This window comes from Candidatus Poribacteria bacterium (genome assembly GCA_021162805.1).
Lineage (GTDB): Bacteria > Poribacteria > WGA-4E > B28-G17 > B28-G17 > JAGGXZ01.
Map to the genome: position 1 here is coordinate 1 of JAGGXZ010000205.1, position 13662 is coordinate 13662.

General features: G+C 52.4%; 15 protein-coding genes. 7 read left to right on the forward strand and 8 right to left on the reverse strand.

What is annotated here, in order from left to right; translation table 11 throughout:
- Nucleotides 1-332 precede the first annotated feature (332 nt).
- The 7 genes from J7M22_16850 to J7M22_16880 all read left to right on the forward strand — a co-directional run bounded on the left by J7M22_16850 (nucleotide 333) and on the right by J7M22_16880 (nucleotide 6983).
- Entirely contained in the window at nucleotides 333-2495 is a 2163-nt protein-coding gene (locus J7M22_16850) for a tetratricopeptide repeat protein (protein MCD6508273.1), read from the forward strand.
- 2 nt (nucleotides 2496-2497) lie between these two features.
- Nucleotides 2498-2878, forward strand: a complete 381-nt coding sequence (locus J7M22_16855) for a DnaJ domain-containing protein (protein MCD6508274.1) — start codon at nucleotides 2498-2500, stop codon at nucleotides 2876-2878.
- Nucleotides 2879-2882: 4 nt separating this feature from the next.
- Nucleotides 2883-3578 (forward strand): nucleotide exchange factor GrpE, encoded by a 696-nt coding sequence (locus tag J7M22_16860; protein MCD6508275.1) that lies wholly within the window; start codon nucleotides 2883-2885, stop codon nucleotides 3576-3578.
- Nucleotides 3579-3598: 20 nt separating this feature from the next.
- A complete protein-coding gene (locus tag J7M22_16865; protein ID MCD6508276.1) occupies nucleotides 3599-5326 on the forward strand; it encodes an Hsp70 family protein in 1728 nt (575 codons plus the stop codon).
- Nucleotides 5323-5676, forward strand: coding sequence for a tetratricopeptide repeat protein (locus J7M22_16870; protein MCD6508277.1), 354 nt, complete (start codon nucleotides 5323-5325; stop codon nucleotides 5674-5676). Before J7M22_16865 ends, J7M22_16870 begins: the two co-directional genes overlap by 4 nt.
- Before the next feature lie 90 nt (nucleotides 5677-5766).
- A complete protein-coding gene (locus J7M22_16875; protein MCD6508278.1) occupies nucleotides 5767-5979 on the forward strand; it encodes a hypothetical protein in 213 nt (70 codons plus the stop codon).
- Nucleotides 5976-6983, forward strand: a complete 1008-nt coding sequence (locus J7M22_16880; GenBank protein ID MCD6508279.1) for a sugar ABC transporter substrate-binding protein — start codon at nucleotides 5976-5978, stop codon at nucleotides 6981-6983. Before J7M22_16875 ends, J7M22_16880 begins: the two co-directional genes overlap by 4 nt.
- 5 nt (nucleotides 6984-6988) lie before the next feature.
- Here J7M22_16880 and J7M22_16885 read toward each other — a convergent pair whose 3' ends face one another.
- The 8 genes from J7M22_16885 to J7M22_16920 form a co-directional block, all read right to left on the reverse strand.
- Nucleotides 6989-7477 carry a cytochrome P460 family protein gene (locus J7M22_16885; GenBank protein ID MCD6508280.1) on the reverse strand — a complete coding sequence of 163 codons (489 nt, stop codon included), beginning with the start codon at nucleotides 7475-7477 and terminating at the stop codon, nucleotides 6989-6991.
- A 4-nt stretch (nucleotides 7478-7481) separates the two neighbouring features.
- The gene (locus J7M22_16890; protein ID MCD6508281.1) at nucleotides 7482-7718 is read right to left on the reverse strand and encodes a hypothetical protein; all 237 of its coding nucleotides are present in this window, start codon (nucleotides 7716-7718) and stop codon (nucleotides 7482-7484) included.
- Nucleotides 7719-7956: 238 nt separating this feature from the next.
- Entirely contained in the window at nucleotides 7957-9312 is a 1356-nt protein-coding gene (locus J7M22_16895) for a PDZ domain-containing protein (protein MCD6508282.1), read from the reverse strand.
- Nucleotides 9299-9655, reverse strand: a complete 357-nt coding sequence (locus tag J7M22_16900; protein MCD6508283.1) for a hypothetical protein — start codon at nucleotides 9653-9655, stop codon at nucleotides 9299-9301. The genes J7M22_16895 and J7M22_16900 overlap by 14 nt, the downstream gene beginning before the upstream one ends.
- Entirely contained in the window at nucleotides 9652-10182 is a 531-nt protein-coding gene (locus J7M22_16905; protein MCD6508284.1) for an RNA polymerase sigma factor, read from the reverse strand. Before J7M22_16905 ends, J7M22_16900 begins: the two co-directional genes overlap by 4 nt.
- Before the next feature lie 113 nt (nucleotides 10183-10295).
- Complete coding sequence (xerC, locus tag J7M22_16910; GenBank protein MCD6508285.1) at nucleotides 10296-11183, reverse strand: tyrosine recombinase XerC; 888 nt, start codon at nucleotides 11181-11183, stop codon at nucleotides 10296-10298.
- A complete protein-coding gene (waaF, locus tag J7M22_16915) occupies nucleotides 11168-12202 on the reverse strand; it encodes a lipopolysaccharide heptosyltransferase II (protein MCD6508286.1) in 1035 nt (344 codons plus the stop codon). The genes xerC and waaF overlap by 16 nt, the downstream gene beginning before the upstream one ends.
- Nucleotides 12172-12984, reverse strand: a complete 813-nt coding sequence (locus J7M22_16920) for a glycosyltransferase family 9 protein (protein ID MCD6508287.1) — start codon at nucleotides 12982-12984, stop codon at nucleotides 12172-12174. The genes waaF and J7M22_16920 overlap by 31 nt, the downstream gene beginning before the upstream one ends.
- Nucleotides 12985-13662: the final 678 nt, after the last annotated feature.

The window sequence follows — 13662 nt, forward strand, 5'->3', positions numbered from 1 at the left end:
AGTGACCTGGGGAATAGATGAGGAGGGAGGGGTATGTTCTCTTTTCTTGATGATTCCTCTCAGCATCTATCACTCTTCTACGTTCATTTCTCATCTCTATTCCCACTCGAAATTTTGAGAAGTCCTGACCCGATCTTCTGATGTTTGACCGCCCTATCGGTTTTATGATATACTTTGTTTTAATCAGGGGATGGCTCGCAATTACGGTAACACTTTCGCAGGGCGGCATTTTACATGCCGCTGATCGGCGGGGGGTAAATCCCCACCCTACGGGACAGAGTGTTACCCTAGATCATCCAGGATGTGACCTTATCAGCGAGAAGGTAGAGGCGATGGGAAGAAAAAAGAGGAAAAGGAAGAAGAAAAGGAGTGTATCATCCCCTTTTGAGACCTCCTTCTATAGAGAAGGGGTCGAGTACTTCGAAAGGGGAGAGTATACCAAGGCCATATCATCCTGGAATAGGATACCGGGGGGGAAGGGGATAAAGCAGCTTGCTCGACTCATAGCGGAGGCATACTTTAGAAGGGCACTCTCAGCGTATGAGTCTGAATCGGCGAAGATGGCTCAGATTATCTCCGATCTTCATAACGCCGTCAGATATATGCCGGAGTGCCCGATATATAACTTTCATCTCGGCCTTGCATATCATAAGATGGATAGGCTCGACAAGGCGGTGGAGTGGTATCGGAGAGCAGTGGGGTTAAACCCTGAAAACGAGAGATTTAGAAGGCATCTCGCCGCCGTCGTTGCTCAGGTAGAGGATGTCGGTGGGTTGGACGATGATAAGGAGCGGGGTCTCATCGACGCCTTTCATCTCCTGAAGGGTGGAAAGGCCGAGGAGGCTTTAAAGGTTATCTCGGAGATCGAATCGCCTCGTGCCTTTTATCTAAGAGGCGTGGCTCTCCTGATGCTACAGAGATATAGCGAGGCCAAAAGGATGTTTCGAAAGGCTATCGAGATGGGATTTGAAAACCAAGGTGTGTTATACCATCTCGGCGTGGCACATGCTGCTACGGGCAAGTTGTTCAGCGCCGTAACCGCATGGGAGAAAGCGCTTAAACTGAACCTGAAAACCCACCTCGTCAAGGATGCCCTAACGAAGATCTATCACCAGCTCGCCGATCAATACGCCGTTGAAAAGGACGCGCTGGAGAAGGCGATCCCGATATGGAGAAAGCTACTGAAGTTGAATCCAAAGGATGATGTGGCGCGAAACAACCTTGTGAGAGCCTACTTCCTCGAGGCGAACGAATTCGTCCGAAAGGACGAGCTAAAAAAGGCTATCAACAGATGGGAGAGGATAATTGAGCTAGTCCCCGATAACGCCGATGCACTGCATAACCTTGCCCTCGCATACGATAAGCTTGGAGACCCGATCACCGCCAACGATTATTGGGAGAAGGCCATAAAGATATGGAGGGGAAAGGGAAAATCGACGGAGGATCGCCAGTTGATAAGGGCAAAGCTACGTACGGCGTACGAACATCTCGCTGATAACTATATGAAAGTGGGGCTCGTGGGAAACGCTATCAGAGCCTTAAAGGGCGCTGCCGTCAACGCACCGGATGACTTCAACCTTGTCTTCTCACTCGGCAATCTGCTCATGAACGAGGGAAGAATAAGTGAGGCGATCTCTGAGTTCCAAAAGGCGTTGAGGGTAAAGCCCGATGACATCGAGGTGCTGTTCAGAATGGGAGAGGCCTATGAGGAGTTGGGACAGCACATGAAGGCGGCTCGGTGTTATGAGAAGATACTCAAGATAGAGCCTGATAATGAGGAAATTACATACCGATACTGCGCTTGCTACATGCACGAGTCGGACAAATATTGGAACTTCCCTCAAAGGTTGTTGAGATTGGTCAAGGAAGGATTGGAAAGGGTTCCGCAGGCCCATCCGCTCAGGGCTTTCCTGGTGAAGGCTTATCTCAGCGATGGTGATAGGAGGAAAGCCCAGGAGCTGATCGACGAGGGAATCGCCCTGTTTCCGGAGGCCCCTAATCTCTACATCAACCTTGCTCTCTCGATGGAGACCTTGAACCCTGAGGAGATGGAACGGTATAACAAAAAAGCGCTTGAGGTCGACAGGGAATCCTATGAGATCCCGCTCGATATAGCGATGAACTATGTCAATATGGGGATATACGATAAGGTGGAGGAATACTTCCGCGAGGCTCTCAGCAGGGCCAAAGGTGACGAGGATGAAAAGATTATATTCATAACTCTGATTAAGGAGATAATGGATGAGGAGCCTGAACTCGCCAGGAGATATGCTAAGGAGCTGATTAAACTCTTTCCGAAATTCGGACCGGGATATCTCCTGATGAGCTTCGCCTGCTATTTCTGTGACGAAGAAAAGGAGGCCGTCAAATGGCTCGATAGAGGTATAAGAATGCTGAGGAAATCGGAGGACGAAAACGAAGAGATGATTGAGATCATGGAGACGATAAAAATGATGATCCGCAAGGATATAGGTTTGCCCTTTCTAGAGATTTAGCCATGGAAGATAGAGAGGGGAAAATCGAAAATCCATACGAGATACTGGGATTGGATAGGAACGCCTCCCAGGAGGAGATAAGAAGGGCGTATTTTGATCTGGTCAAGAGATTCACACCCGAAAGGGATAGCGAGAAGTTCAAGGAGATACGAGCAGCCTACGAGCAGCTAAGGGACCTTAGAAAGAGGGTCGAGGCTGATATGTTCATATTCTCCGAGCCGTTTAAGGAGTTCGAGCTCTATGGGAGGAACGAGAGATCAGAATACAAACCTAAGCTAGATCTCAATCTCGTCCTGAAATCCTTATTCTCCGAATCTCTGGAGCTCTCCAGAACCGATTTCTCAGATGACTTTCAGGATGTGGACCTAAAGGGATCGAGGTGAGCTCATGCTGTTCAGAAACTGGAAGTCAATAGTAGCTCAGGACCCCGCCTTTGAGATATGGGAGGAGCCCGAGGAACTTCCTGAGGAATCATCACCCGACAGGGGTGATCTTCTCATAGAGAGCCTTGAGGGAATCCGAGAGGAGATCAAAAAACAGGGAAAAGCTTATCTTCGTTCCAGTAGCCTCGCCCAATCGGAAAGGGAGTCGCTGAAAAGGATGATAGGGGAGATACTTGATAGACTTGAATCTCAGGAAGATAAGCTTCCCGTTGGGCTATTGCAAGATCTCTTCCCGATCGCTGACGGGCTTGAGGAAGCGATAAACGCCGCTGTGAGCCTCTCGGCGAATAATCCTAATCTCGTAAGCTGGGCAAACGGCATAAGGATAATCTATCAGAGGCTCCTCGATCTATTCAAGAAGTGGAACGTCAGACAGATGAAGACCGTAGGTGAGCCGTTTGATCCCCACCTGCACGTCGCCGTCGATGTGGAGTACACAGATGAATTTCCTCCGAACACCGTTGTAGCCGAACAACGTAAGGGATATCTCCTCGGAAATCGAATCCTCAGGTTCGCGGAGGTTATAGTCGCTAAACCGAAGATTTCGGAAGATGAAAGGACAAAAACGAAAAAGGCCGAGCCTGGCAGTGGAAAACGAAGGGAACGAACGTTGTGGGAGGAGATGGGATTTGTAGATTAGGGAGAAGGAGGTGGGTGAAAATGTCCAGGATAGTAGGCATAGATTTGGGAACCACGAATTCGGAGATAGCTGTCGTCAAAGACGGGCAGCCTTTCGTCATACCGGATGAAAAGGGGAGCAGGATTTTACCTTCGTTCGTGGGTATATCACCGAACGGGGAGCTGCTTGTTGGTCAGCCCGCCAAGAACCAGTATATAATCGAGCCGGAGAACACCGTCAAGTCGATAAAGCGCAAGATGGGGACGGATGAGAGGGTGAAGCTCGGCGATAAATACTACACGCCGCAGGAGATATCATCCTTCATCCTTAGAAGGCTCAAGGAGATCGCCGAGAGGTATCTGGGCGAGAAGATCGAAAAGGCTGTGATCACCGTCCCCGCTTATTTTACCGACCTTCAGCGACAGGCAACCGTGGATGCGGGCGAGATAGCAGGGCTTGAGGTCGTTAGGATAATCAACGAACCCACGGCGGCGGCTCTGGTCTATAGTATGAAGGATAGGGGCGAGGACATACGATATGTCATGGTCTATGACCTCGGTGGAGGGACCTTCGACGTCTCGATAGTCGAGATGGAATCCGGCGTGGTAGAGGTGCGGGCAAGCCACGGCAACACGCAGCTAGGCGGAGACGACTTCGATCAGAAGATAATAGACTATGTTGCCGACTGGTTTGAATCCGAGTACAAGGTGGATTTGAGGAAGGATAGAAAGGCTCTGGCAAGGCTCACAAGAGCGGCCGAAAAGGCCAAGATCGTCCTATCCGATAGACCCTTCGCCAACATCTCGGAGGAGTTCATAGCAAGCAAGGACGGCCAACCGCTGAACCTGGTATTTGAGATAGCCAGATCGGATTTCGAGGATCTGATAAGGGATCTGGTCGAATCGACGATAGATTCCATCGATAAAGCTATTCAGGATGCCGGTTTAAAACATAACGAGATAGATAAGGTGATCATGGTCGGCGGATCGACCAGGATACCGCTCGTCTGGGAGGTCGTCCATCACAGGCTCGGCCTTGAACCTCATACCGAGGTCAGCCCTGAGCTCTGTGTCGCCATGGGAGCGGCAATTCAGGCTGCGATCATAGAGGGGCAGGATATCGACGCCGTGCTCGTGGACGTGGCCCCGCACTCGCTCGGAGTCGAAGTTCTAGGATACAGGCTCGGTATGCCGGTTCCAGATCAGTTCAGCGTCATCATCCGACGAAACACTACCATCCCCACATCGAAGTCCGAGGTGTATACAACGGTTTACGATAACCAGGATGTAGTCAAGATAAAGGTATATCAGGGCGAAAGCGAGAGGGCTTCCGAAAACACGCTGCTCGGCGAATTCCTCTTCAAGGGCATACCCCCCGCTCCCGCAGGCGTGCCGAAGATCGTGATCACTTTTGACTATGATGTTAACGGCATCGTTCACGTGACAGCCAGGGAAAAGGATAGCGGCAAGGAGATGAAAGTCACCCTGAAGGCGACCCCCGAACGGATGAGCTCAAAGGAGAAGGAGGAGGCGAAGGGGAAGACAGAACGTATATGGCGAGCTACCGTGGAGATGGACGATAAGGAGAGGAAAGCGCTGATAAGCAGGGCAAGGAAGATAGCGAAGGAGATCGGCGATAAGAAAAAGGCGTCTCAGCTTATCAACTTGGCCTCGAAGCTGGAACGTGCCATCGAGAGAGGTCATGAAGATGAGGTAGAGGAAGTGGAGGATGAACTTCTGGAGCTGATGTATGAGGTGGAAACGGAATGAAGGGGGATAGAAGAAAGGCCTTACAGCTTTACAACACAGGACTGAAGCTGGCGAAGGAGGAAAGGTTGGACGAATCGATAGATGCCCTGAAGAGGTCCCTATCCCACGATCCATATCACGTCAATACCTATAATCTACTCGGAAAGGTGTATATCCGGAAGGGGGAGTTCCGAAAGGCGAAATCGAGCTGGAAAAGAGCCCTTAAACTCGATCCCCTTAACCCCATAGCGATATCCTGCCTGAATGCCCTGAAGAGCTATAGTCTCCTCTCCAAGTTCAGAGATTACATCGCCCTGATAACGGCTGCAGTCGCCATCATCGTGGCCATCATAGCGTTGCTGCTGAGATAACGGGGATCTATTTCTAAAGACAGGAAGGTCGGATGGGCGGTCGGCACAAACGGCCTTATCCTCCAGACCGAGGATGGTGGAAGGAGCTGGATGAGGGTGGATATAGGGATGAAAAGAACATGGCTACATGACCTCTGTTCGCCGGACGGTAGGACGCTGTGGGCGGTGGGATCGCTCGGCCTGATCATGATAGACCTGTTCTCATATGAGGCTGTTTTCCTGCTCGCCTCGGGTCTTATTTTCTGTGGCGCATGGATGATATCGAAGGTGAATGAACCGAGATTAAGGGAAGGAAATCCATGAAGGTTAAACTCCAGGTGATCTTCCCCCTGGTTCTGATACTGACGCTTCTGGGATGTTCGACGGAGAGAGAAGGTATCAGGATCGGCGTCTGCGTTGCTGACGGCGGTAGGACAGCCTATAGAGAGATCAAGCGGGGGATGATGGAGGAGACAAGTAGGCTAAACGTCGAGCTGATATGGAGAGACGTATCCCTGAGGAGAAAAGGCGAATCGACTGTGGCGGCGGAGAGGCGGTTCATATATGAGATGTTCGGCAAGGGAATAGATGCCCTTGTGTGGAACCCCGTCACACTCGATCCCAAGTTCGACTATGTCATCGTCAAGAAGGCCGTTCAGGAAAACGTGCCTATCGTATCGCTAGACGAATATCCGAGAAGATTGAAGGTCTCCCTTCTGGTCGAGCCGAATTACATTGAGATGGGTAAGATGGCCGCTAGAATCGCCGCGGAGAAGGCCCTCAGGGATAGAAAAAGAGCGAATTTCATCGTGATAGAGGAGCCGCGAGGGAACGAAAATCTGCGCAGAGTAACCCTGGGAATATATGATGTTCTCGATGGATATCAAGGGGCAAACCTGCTTGCCGGGGTCCACGCCGAAACTCCCTTCCGAGCGCTTGGGCTCATAAATGCCCTCCTGACCAGATACGCCGATAACGTCCAGGCGGTTATCTCATGTAATACCGATGTGATGCCAGGCGTGATAGAGGCGCTGAGGGCCCATGGCCTGCTGGATAGGACAATAACTGTAAGCGTGGGAGCGGGGAAGGAAACGATCAAATACCTACAGAGAGGGGAGCATGACGTCGAAATCGATCCGATGCATCGTGAGAGGGGAAAACTCACCTTGAGAATGGCCCTTAAACTTATCAACGGCGAAAAGATCAACCCGGACGGTGTGATCGATAACCTTGGCGTAAAGTTTCCGGTCAAGTACGGTCCGGCAAGGGTGATAGATCAGAGGAGGGTATACCTCCTAAAAGAGGTATACCCTGATCTTTGGCGGTGAAGGGTTCACCTCTTCAGCTCGTGAGCCATGATGTAATCGTTGTCCTTACGGGCCGCATGGCATTGGATACAACTGGCAACCTTCCCGGCCGTCTCGACCTTGCCATTCGGCGAATATTTGGCCCAGAACCAGTCGTTGTTCCTGGGATTAAACTCCCTGATCTTATACATGACGGTGATGGAGGCGAGCTTCTTTTCGGCCGTGTAATTCTCCTTGACGATGACCGTGCCATAGGGGAGCGGAACCCTGTTCGAGGAGAGCCCCTTGCCGTTGACGTAAATGATATGGAACGGTCCGTAAGGTGACTTGCTGGGCTGCATGCCCTTATGATCGGACCATTGTCCCCAGCCCTTATACTGCGACTTGATCCCTATCACGTTCCACAGTTCAACGGCATCCGGGCCGGGCAGTTTGGGCTGACATCCAAAGGTTAGAATCCAGGCGAGAGCCGATAAGGTGATAGCTCCCAAGGCTAAAATTAGGCGAACCCTCATGTTGTTACACCCCCCAATAGAAGTATTCGCCTATCACCTTTAAGCTTATCTTAGGAGGTGGAGGAGGTTTGGGCTTACCGCCGCCGGTTATCTTATCCAGCACATCGGGATACATGACGAGCAGGACGGCACAGGCGAGGGCGATCAGAAGCAGGATCAGAAGTAGCCCTATAAACCACTTTCTCTCCAACAACCCCGGTCTCTCCGTCCACTCCTCCCTCTCTTCCAGAACCGTCCTCATAGCTCATCCCCCATTCAGGTTTAATATTAATTATAAGCGATTTTGGGATTTTGTCAATGATCGTATGTGGCGGGGACGTGAGGAAGGGTCATTTGTGGTCATTAAGTCATTTATCGTCATTTAGTCATTGCGCCTGTGAGGTTTCAACGATGTAACAGGGTTTATTGAGTTCGCCGGGATAAACCCAACAAACACAATAAACCCTATGATCATACAATGACGGCGAATGACAACGAATTTACTCCACCGGCCTCTCTCCGATCTCGACCTCAACCTTAAGTTTCTCACCCTTTCTTATAAGCTCGATCTGAGCCTTATCGCCGGGCTTGGATGATAGAACGGCGTTGACCAGATCATCCTTACCTCTGACCTCACGGCCGTTGAAGGCGAGGATCACGTCCCTCACCTTTATCCCGGCCCTGTCGGCGGGCGATCCCTTGTAGACCTTGCTGACGACAGCGCCTCTCCTGTAGGGAGCCGTTTTGAGCTTTTTCACGTCGATCTCCCGAAGATCATATACTCGCACGCCGAGGTAACCTTCTCCTTCGACCTTCCTACCCATCTCCATCTTGTTGATCATTCCGAGGGCGTCTCGAATACGCATCTTCACGCTATCGGATTTGACCTCTCTCATAGCGTCCTCAAGCGCCTCCCTCACCACCTCGAGGGATTTTCGGGACCCCATTCGATATCTCCACGCCTGCTCGATCGTCCGCTTGAACTCCTCGGCCTGTTTTGGGTTATAGGCCCTCATTATCGACGGTGAGCCGGTGAAGGGTTCAGTCGCGCTCACGCTGGGGATAGACCTTATCTTAGGTAGCTTGAACGATGGTGGTGGCGGCGATGATCTCACAAGCGAGGTCAGATCGCCCAGTTTGGTGAAATCTATCCTCCCGACGAGATTGACGATCTGCGTCTCCGAATCCTTCCTGTTGAGAACCAGCAGGCCGATGGTCTCGCCCCTGCCGTTTTCAAGCGTCCATAGTGCCGTCATGTAGTTTCCCACCGGCGCTGACATCATGATCTTCCTCCAGCCCGATGATCTCAGCCTCTCTTCCAGTTTCTTGACCAGCTCTTCGAACTTACGTCCATCCCCGGTGGAAGAAAACTTCCTGATTCTGACGTAGGATAGATCGGCGAGCAACGGCGTTACGGAAGGGGCGATCCCCTGAAGCAGGGATTTAGAGGCAGCCAGAGCCGGTCCCGTCAGATCCAACATCTCCTTAAGCGTAACTCCGGTGCTCTCTATGAGGTCGTCAAGCTCGACCGGAGCGCCTACCCCGCCGATCCGTGCCATTCCTCCTGATTTAGGCACGAAAAGAACATCGTTCGGGTGGAGTTCGACCTTCGAGCCTGAGCTTTCGGCGTTCACCCTATCGATCGAGCCGTCGGGATGAATTACCCATACATCCCTCAGGTTCGCCTCCTTCAGAGCGCCTCCCGCCAAAGTTAGAGCTTTAGCGACTGAGATCACGCCCTCCACGTTGTAAAGCCCCGGATGTTGAACACATCCTATCACGCTTATATCGGCGAGGGCCGGTAGGGCCAAAATCGTCAGGATTAAGATGGCATAAAGGGGTTTAAATCCCTTCATCTCTAACCACCTCCTCGTCTTGACTCTGCACCATAGATGTTGTCCTCATCGTCAACACGATGGCTTCGAGGAGCATCATGGAGCTCTCCTCAAGAGGTCTTGATGTCTGTCGGATTCCCTCCAACAACTTCACGGCCTCCTTTTGGGCCTGGTTCTGTCCGACGAACAGCCCTCCCAGGAACAGTCCAAGGGCGAGTCCGACGACGATTGCAGCGGCCGAGGCAAGCGCCACCAGCCTATATAGTCTACTTCTCCTGACAGTCGATAGAAGTATCCGCTCCTTCAGACCCTCAGGAGGCTCGATATCCCTGAGCTGAGACAGCAGCTCCCTCATGTCCCTCATGGCTTTTCACCTTTAAAATCGAAATATGGGGCGAGGATCTTCCTGAGCATCCTCCGCCCCCTTAACACATCCGATTTCACCGTATTTTCAGGCCGTCCCAGGATCTGCGAAATCTCCCTGTAGGATAGATCCTCCACATCCCTCAGGATCACGGCAGCCCTGTACTTCTCGGGCAGCCTATCCAAAGCCCTTCTCAGCATGAGCATCTCCTCCTTCCGCAGACATCGCCTTAGAGGATCAGGTCTCATCTCGATGAGTGACGATCCCTCATCGTTCGGATCGAGCGGTTCGGGTTCGGTTTTCCTGCGGCGTAGCAGATCTACGCACAGATTAAGGGCTGTTTTTCTAAGCCAGACGTATGCTGCCCTTTCGTCCACCTTGGATCGATATCTCCAGAGCCGTTCGAAGCTCTCCTGTGTGACGTCACAGGCGTCCTGCTCGCTTCCAAGCATGGAAAACGCCAAACGATATATGGATCTATAGCTCTCCTCCACTATTTCGGCAAATCGCTTTCTACCTATGCCCATCTATCTATCGCTCATAATTATCGTCAGGTATGGCGATTCACAGAGGTTTCCCGAGTTTTCATATCTTAAAACGGGGAAAGGGGTGAAAAGTTGCAAAAAATGAGGGGGTTGAGTCAGGCCCTAGGGTGGTACTTGTCGTAGATCCGTTTCAGCCTTTCGGCAGTGACGTGTGTGTAGATCTGCGTGGTGGAGAGATTCGAATGTCCCAGAAGCTCCTGAACGGCCCTTAGATCCGCTCCCGCCTCCAACATGTGAGTGGCGAAGGAGTGCCTCAGGATATGAGGTGAGACTTTCTTCTTTATCCCCGCCCTTTTCGTATAGATCTTCAGCCTCTGACGGAAGTTCCTGCTCGTCATACGTCTGCCCCAGTCGCTCACAAACAGCGCTCTGCAGTTCGATCCGGCCGGGATCATGCGATCTCTGATCTCAAGATACCTCTCCAGCGCTTTTTTTGCGACCTCGCCGAAGGGGAGGATCCGTTCCTTTCTCCCCTTGCCCTTCACCCTCACGGTCATCTCCGACATGTCTATATCATTTAGGTCGATCGCCAGGAGCTCGCTCACGCGGACGCCGGTGGAGTACATCAACTCCAACATCGCCTTGTCCCTTACCTCTATAGGCCGATCCTCCCTCGGCGCCGATAGGAGCATATCGACCTCCTCGACCGTCAGGAAATCCGGAAGCCTCCTTTCGACCCTAGGTGTTGAGATGCTCGCCGTCGGATCGGCCTCGATAAACCCCATCCTGTGAAGGAACCTATACAACGTCTTAAGTGAGGAGAGCTTGCGCTGTACCGTCGCCCTGCTCAACCCGTTCAATTGAAGCCTCGCCAGGTATCCCCTCACCGTCAGATGATCGACCTCCAGAACCGAATTAAGTCCCGACTCCCTGATATATCTCTCGAACTCCTTCAGATCCGACCTGTACCCGCGCAGCGTATTGGGCGAGTAATTCCGCTCAAGTTCGAGATATCTGAGGAACCTCTCTATGTGTTTCTCCATTTTCTCCTCCTGGACAGGATAGCGGCGGCGACCTCAGAGGGGGTTATGGATGAGAGACAGACGTTGTTAGGACAATGGACCCTGTAGCATGGTGAACAGGGGAAAGGGTGACGTATGACGATGTGATTTTGGCCGTAGGGCCTATGTCTGGTCGGGGAGGTCGGGCCGAAGAGGGCGACCGTCGGCGTGCCCACCGCCGCAGCGATGTGCATAGGTCCGCTATCACAGGAGATGAAGAGATCGCACAGCTCTATCACGGCGCCAAGCTGGAAGATATCCGTCCTGCCGGCGAGATTGATCACCTTACATCGGGTCATCTCCTCGATTTTTTCGGCCAGCGGCACATCGTCCGGCGATCCCGTGATTATGATCCGAGCGCCGGCCTCTTCGGCGAGCATGTCTGCCAGGGCGGCGAAGTTCTCCGGCGCCCACGCCTTGGATGGCCATGTGGTGGAGGGGTTTATTCCGATCACAAAATCCCTCGGCCTTATCCCGAACTGCATGAACTTGTACTGGGCGTAGCTCCTTTCGGCGGGGCCGTGCCAAAACTCAAGCCTATCGTTAACTTCTTTCGCTCCGGCGATCCGCGCGACCCTTAAATACCGTTCTACCTCGTGCAGATCGCTCTCATCCGGTATGGGATCGGTCAGGAAGATGCCTCTCTTGGAAGTGTTCGTCCCAACCCTGATGGGTATCCGGGCTAGAAAGGCCAAGAGGGCGGATCGGATGGAGTTGGGATGAAACAGGATCGCCATATCAAATCCCTCTTCTTTAAGCGCGGAGGCCATCCCGAGGAGATTTCTCATCCCCTTCTGCTCCCCTCGCTTGTCGTAGACGATTACCTTATCGATGTATGGATTTCGACTCATAAGTCCTTCGACCAGCGGGTTTACCAGAATAGAGATATGGGCGTCGGGATAGGCGTTCCTGATCGCCCGGAGGGCCGGGGTCAGAAGCACCATATCCCCTATCCATCCCCCCGTATGCATCACCAGTATCTTTCGGATATCCTCCCGCATATCTCCTCGACCTTTTCCCAAACCCTTTTTACGGTTATGGCGTCCATACACCTTCGCCCGTCACACCGTTTGAAATCCCCACATGGGGAACACGGCGCGTCGCCCTTCAGAGCGAAGCAGTTGGGAGCGAAGGGAGCGAATCTGGTCGGATCTGAGGGCCCGAAAAGCCCTATCGTCGGAACGCCTACAGCGGCGGCGATGTGCATCGGGCCGGTGTCGTTTGAGAGGAAGAGATCGCATCTGGAGATCAAGGCGGCCAGTTCGAGCAGGTTCATATCGCCGAATATGATCGGCTCATAGCTCATCGCCTCTCTCACCCTCTCGGCGATCCATCTTTCATTTGGTCCCACGAAGATCAACACCTGCGCGCTCAATCTCTCGATGGCCAGATCGGCGAGAGCTGCGAACCGCTCAGCCCTCCATCTCTTCGACTCCCATCCTGCTCCGGGGAAAATTCCGAACCTCAGCCTATCTTGAGCTATCCCTCTGCTTAGCATTTTTTCCTCGGCCCAGATCGTCATCTCAGGTGACAGGTGAAGTTCGACCGGCGGAGCTTTTTCCACCTCGATCCCCAGAGGGCGGAGGAGATTGAGATGCGCTTCGGCGACGTGGATCGAGGGGTCATCGGGGATCGAATCCGTATAAAACGGCGAGAAGACGGACCTATATCCGATTCGTTTCTCCGCTCCGCTGAGGAATCCCAACAACGCCGTTCTAAATTTGTGATGTAGATCGATAGAGCAGTCGAATTCCCTCCATACCCTGCAAACGAGATCAAGCATTCCGCTTCTGCTAAACCACCTAGCTTCACGGCTGAAGGTCAGGATTTTATCTATATGCGGGTTATATTTGAAAAGGGGCACAAATCTCCTTTCCGTCAACATGACCACGGTTGCATCTGGTAGGTTTTCCTTCAGGGCCCGGACACAGGGGGTACATAGGATTACATCGCCTAGCGAACCAAGCCTCATGAGAAGTACACGCTTGGGTTGCCTCATCACATCTGTAATTTTACCTGACGTGTCTCTCGCAGGCAAGGGCGAGTTATTATATTGTGCCGGCTCTGGGGAAAATAAGTGTGTGGAGAAGCTGGCAAATAATATGAGGAAAAGCCGAGGCGAACCCTTGACCATCGAGGCTATTAGCCTCTCTCCGGAACCGCTCCACCGTGGGACCTTGTATCGGCTCGGCCAACGAGAAGAACCTCCTGCCGGCACGGACCCTAGGAAAAAGGGGAGGTCGGCTTCGCTGTTATCTCTCGGAGAATCCTCTAGCTCATAATCACCTTCCTCAACTAAGTTATGTGGAGCGATTCATTGCGGTGCTATTCTCTGCTCTCCCAGAACGACGGTCACGGTGTGAGTGGGTTTCATTCTGTCCGGGCGATACCACTTCGGTCCGGGATTCACCTTCGTGACCACTCCCACAGTGCCGTCGGGACCGATCGCCCTTATCGTATA

Coding starts and splice junctions, on each gene's coding strand:
- waaF (MCD6508286.1), bottom strand. CDS start 12,202: ATGCGGGAGGATATCCGAAAGATACTGGTGATGCATACGGGGGGATGG.
- J7M22_16855 (MCD6508274.1), top strand. CDS start 2,498: ATGGAAGATAGAGAGGGGAAAATCGAAAATCCATACGAGATACTGGGA.
- J7M22_16920 (MCD6508287.1), bottom strand. CDS start 12,984: ATGCTTGATCTCGTTTGCAGGGTATGGAGGGAATTCGACTGCTCTATC.
- J7M22_16900 (MCD6508283.1), bottom strand. CDS start 9,655: ATGAGGGACATGAGGGAGCTGCTGTCTCAGCTCAGGGATATCGAGCCT.
- J7M22_16880 (MCD6508279.1), top strand. CDS start 5,976: ATGAAGGTTAAACTCCAGGTGATCTTCCCCCTGGTTCTGATACTGACG.
- J7M22_16870 (MCD6508277.1), top strand. CDS start 5,323: ATGAAGGGGGATAGAAGAAAGGCCTTACAGCTTTACAACACAGGACTG.
- J7M22_16895 (MCD6508282.1), bottom strand. CDS start 9,312: ATGAAGGGATTTAAACCCCTTTATGCCATCTTAATCCTGACGATTTTG.
- J7M22_16885 (MCD6508280.1), bottom strand. CDS start 7,477: ATGAGGGTTCGCCTAATTTTAGCCTTGGGAGCTATCACCTTATCGGCT.
- J7M22_16890 (MCD6508281.1), bottom strand. CDS start 7,718: ATGAGGACGGTTCTGGAAGAGAGGGAGGAGTGGACGGAGAGACCGGGG.
- J7M22_16905 (MCD6508284.1), bottom strand. CDS start 10,182: ATGGGCATAGGTAGAAAGCGATTTGCCGAAATAGTGGAGGAGAGCTAT.
- J7M22_16850 (MCD6508273.1), top strand. CDS start 333: ATGGGAAGAAAAAAGAGGAAAAGGAAGAAGAAAAGGAGTGTATCATCC.
- J7M22_16860 (MCD6508275.1), top strand. CDS start 2,883: ATGCTGTTCAGAAACTGGAAGTCAATAGTAGCTCAGGACCCCGCCTTT.
- J7M22_16875 (MCD6508278.1), top strand. CDS start 5,767: ATGAGGGTGGATATAGGGATGAAAAGAACATGGCTACATGACCTCTGT.
- J7M22_16865 (MCD6508276.1), top strand. CDS start 3,599: ATGTCCAGGATAGTAGGCATAGATTTGGGAACCACGAATTCGGAGATA.
- xerC (MCD6508285.1), bottom strand. CDS start 11,183: ATGGAGAAACACATAGAGAGGTTCCTCAGATATCTCGAACTTGAGCGG.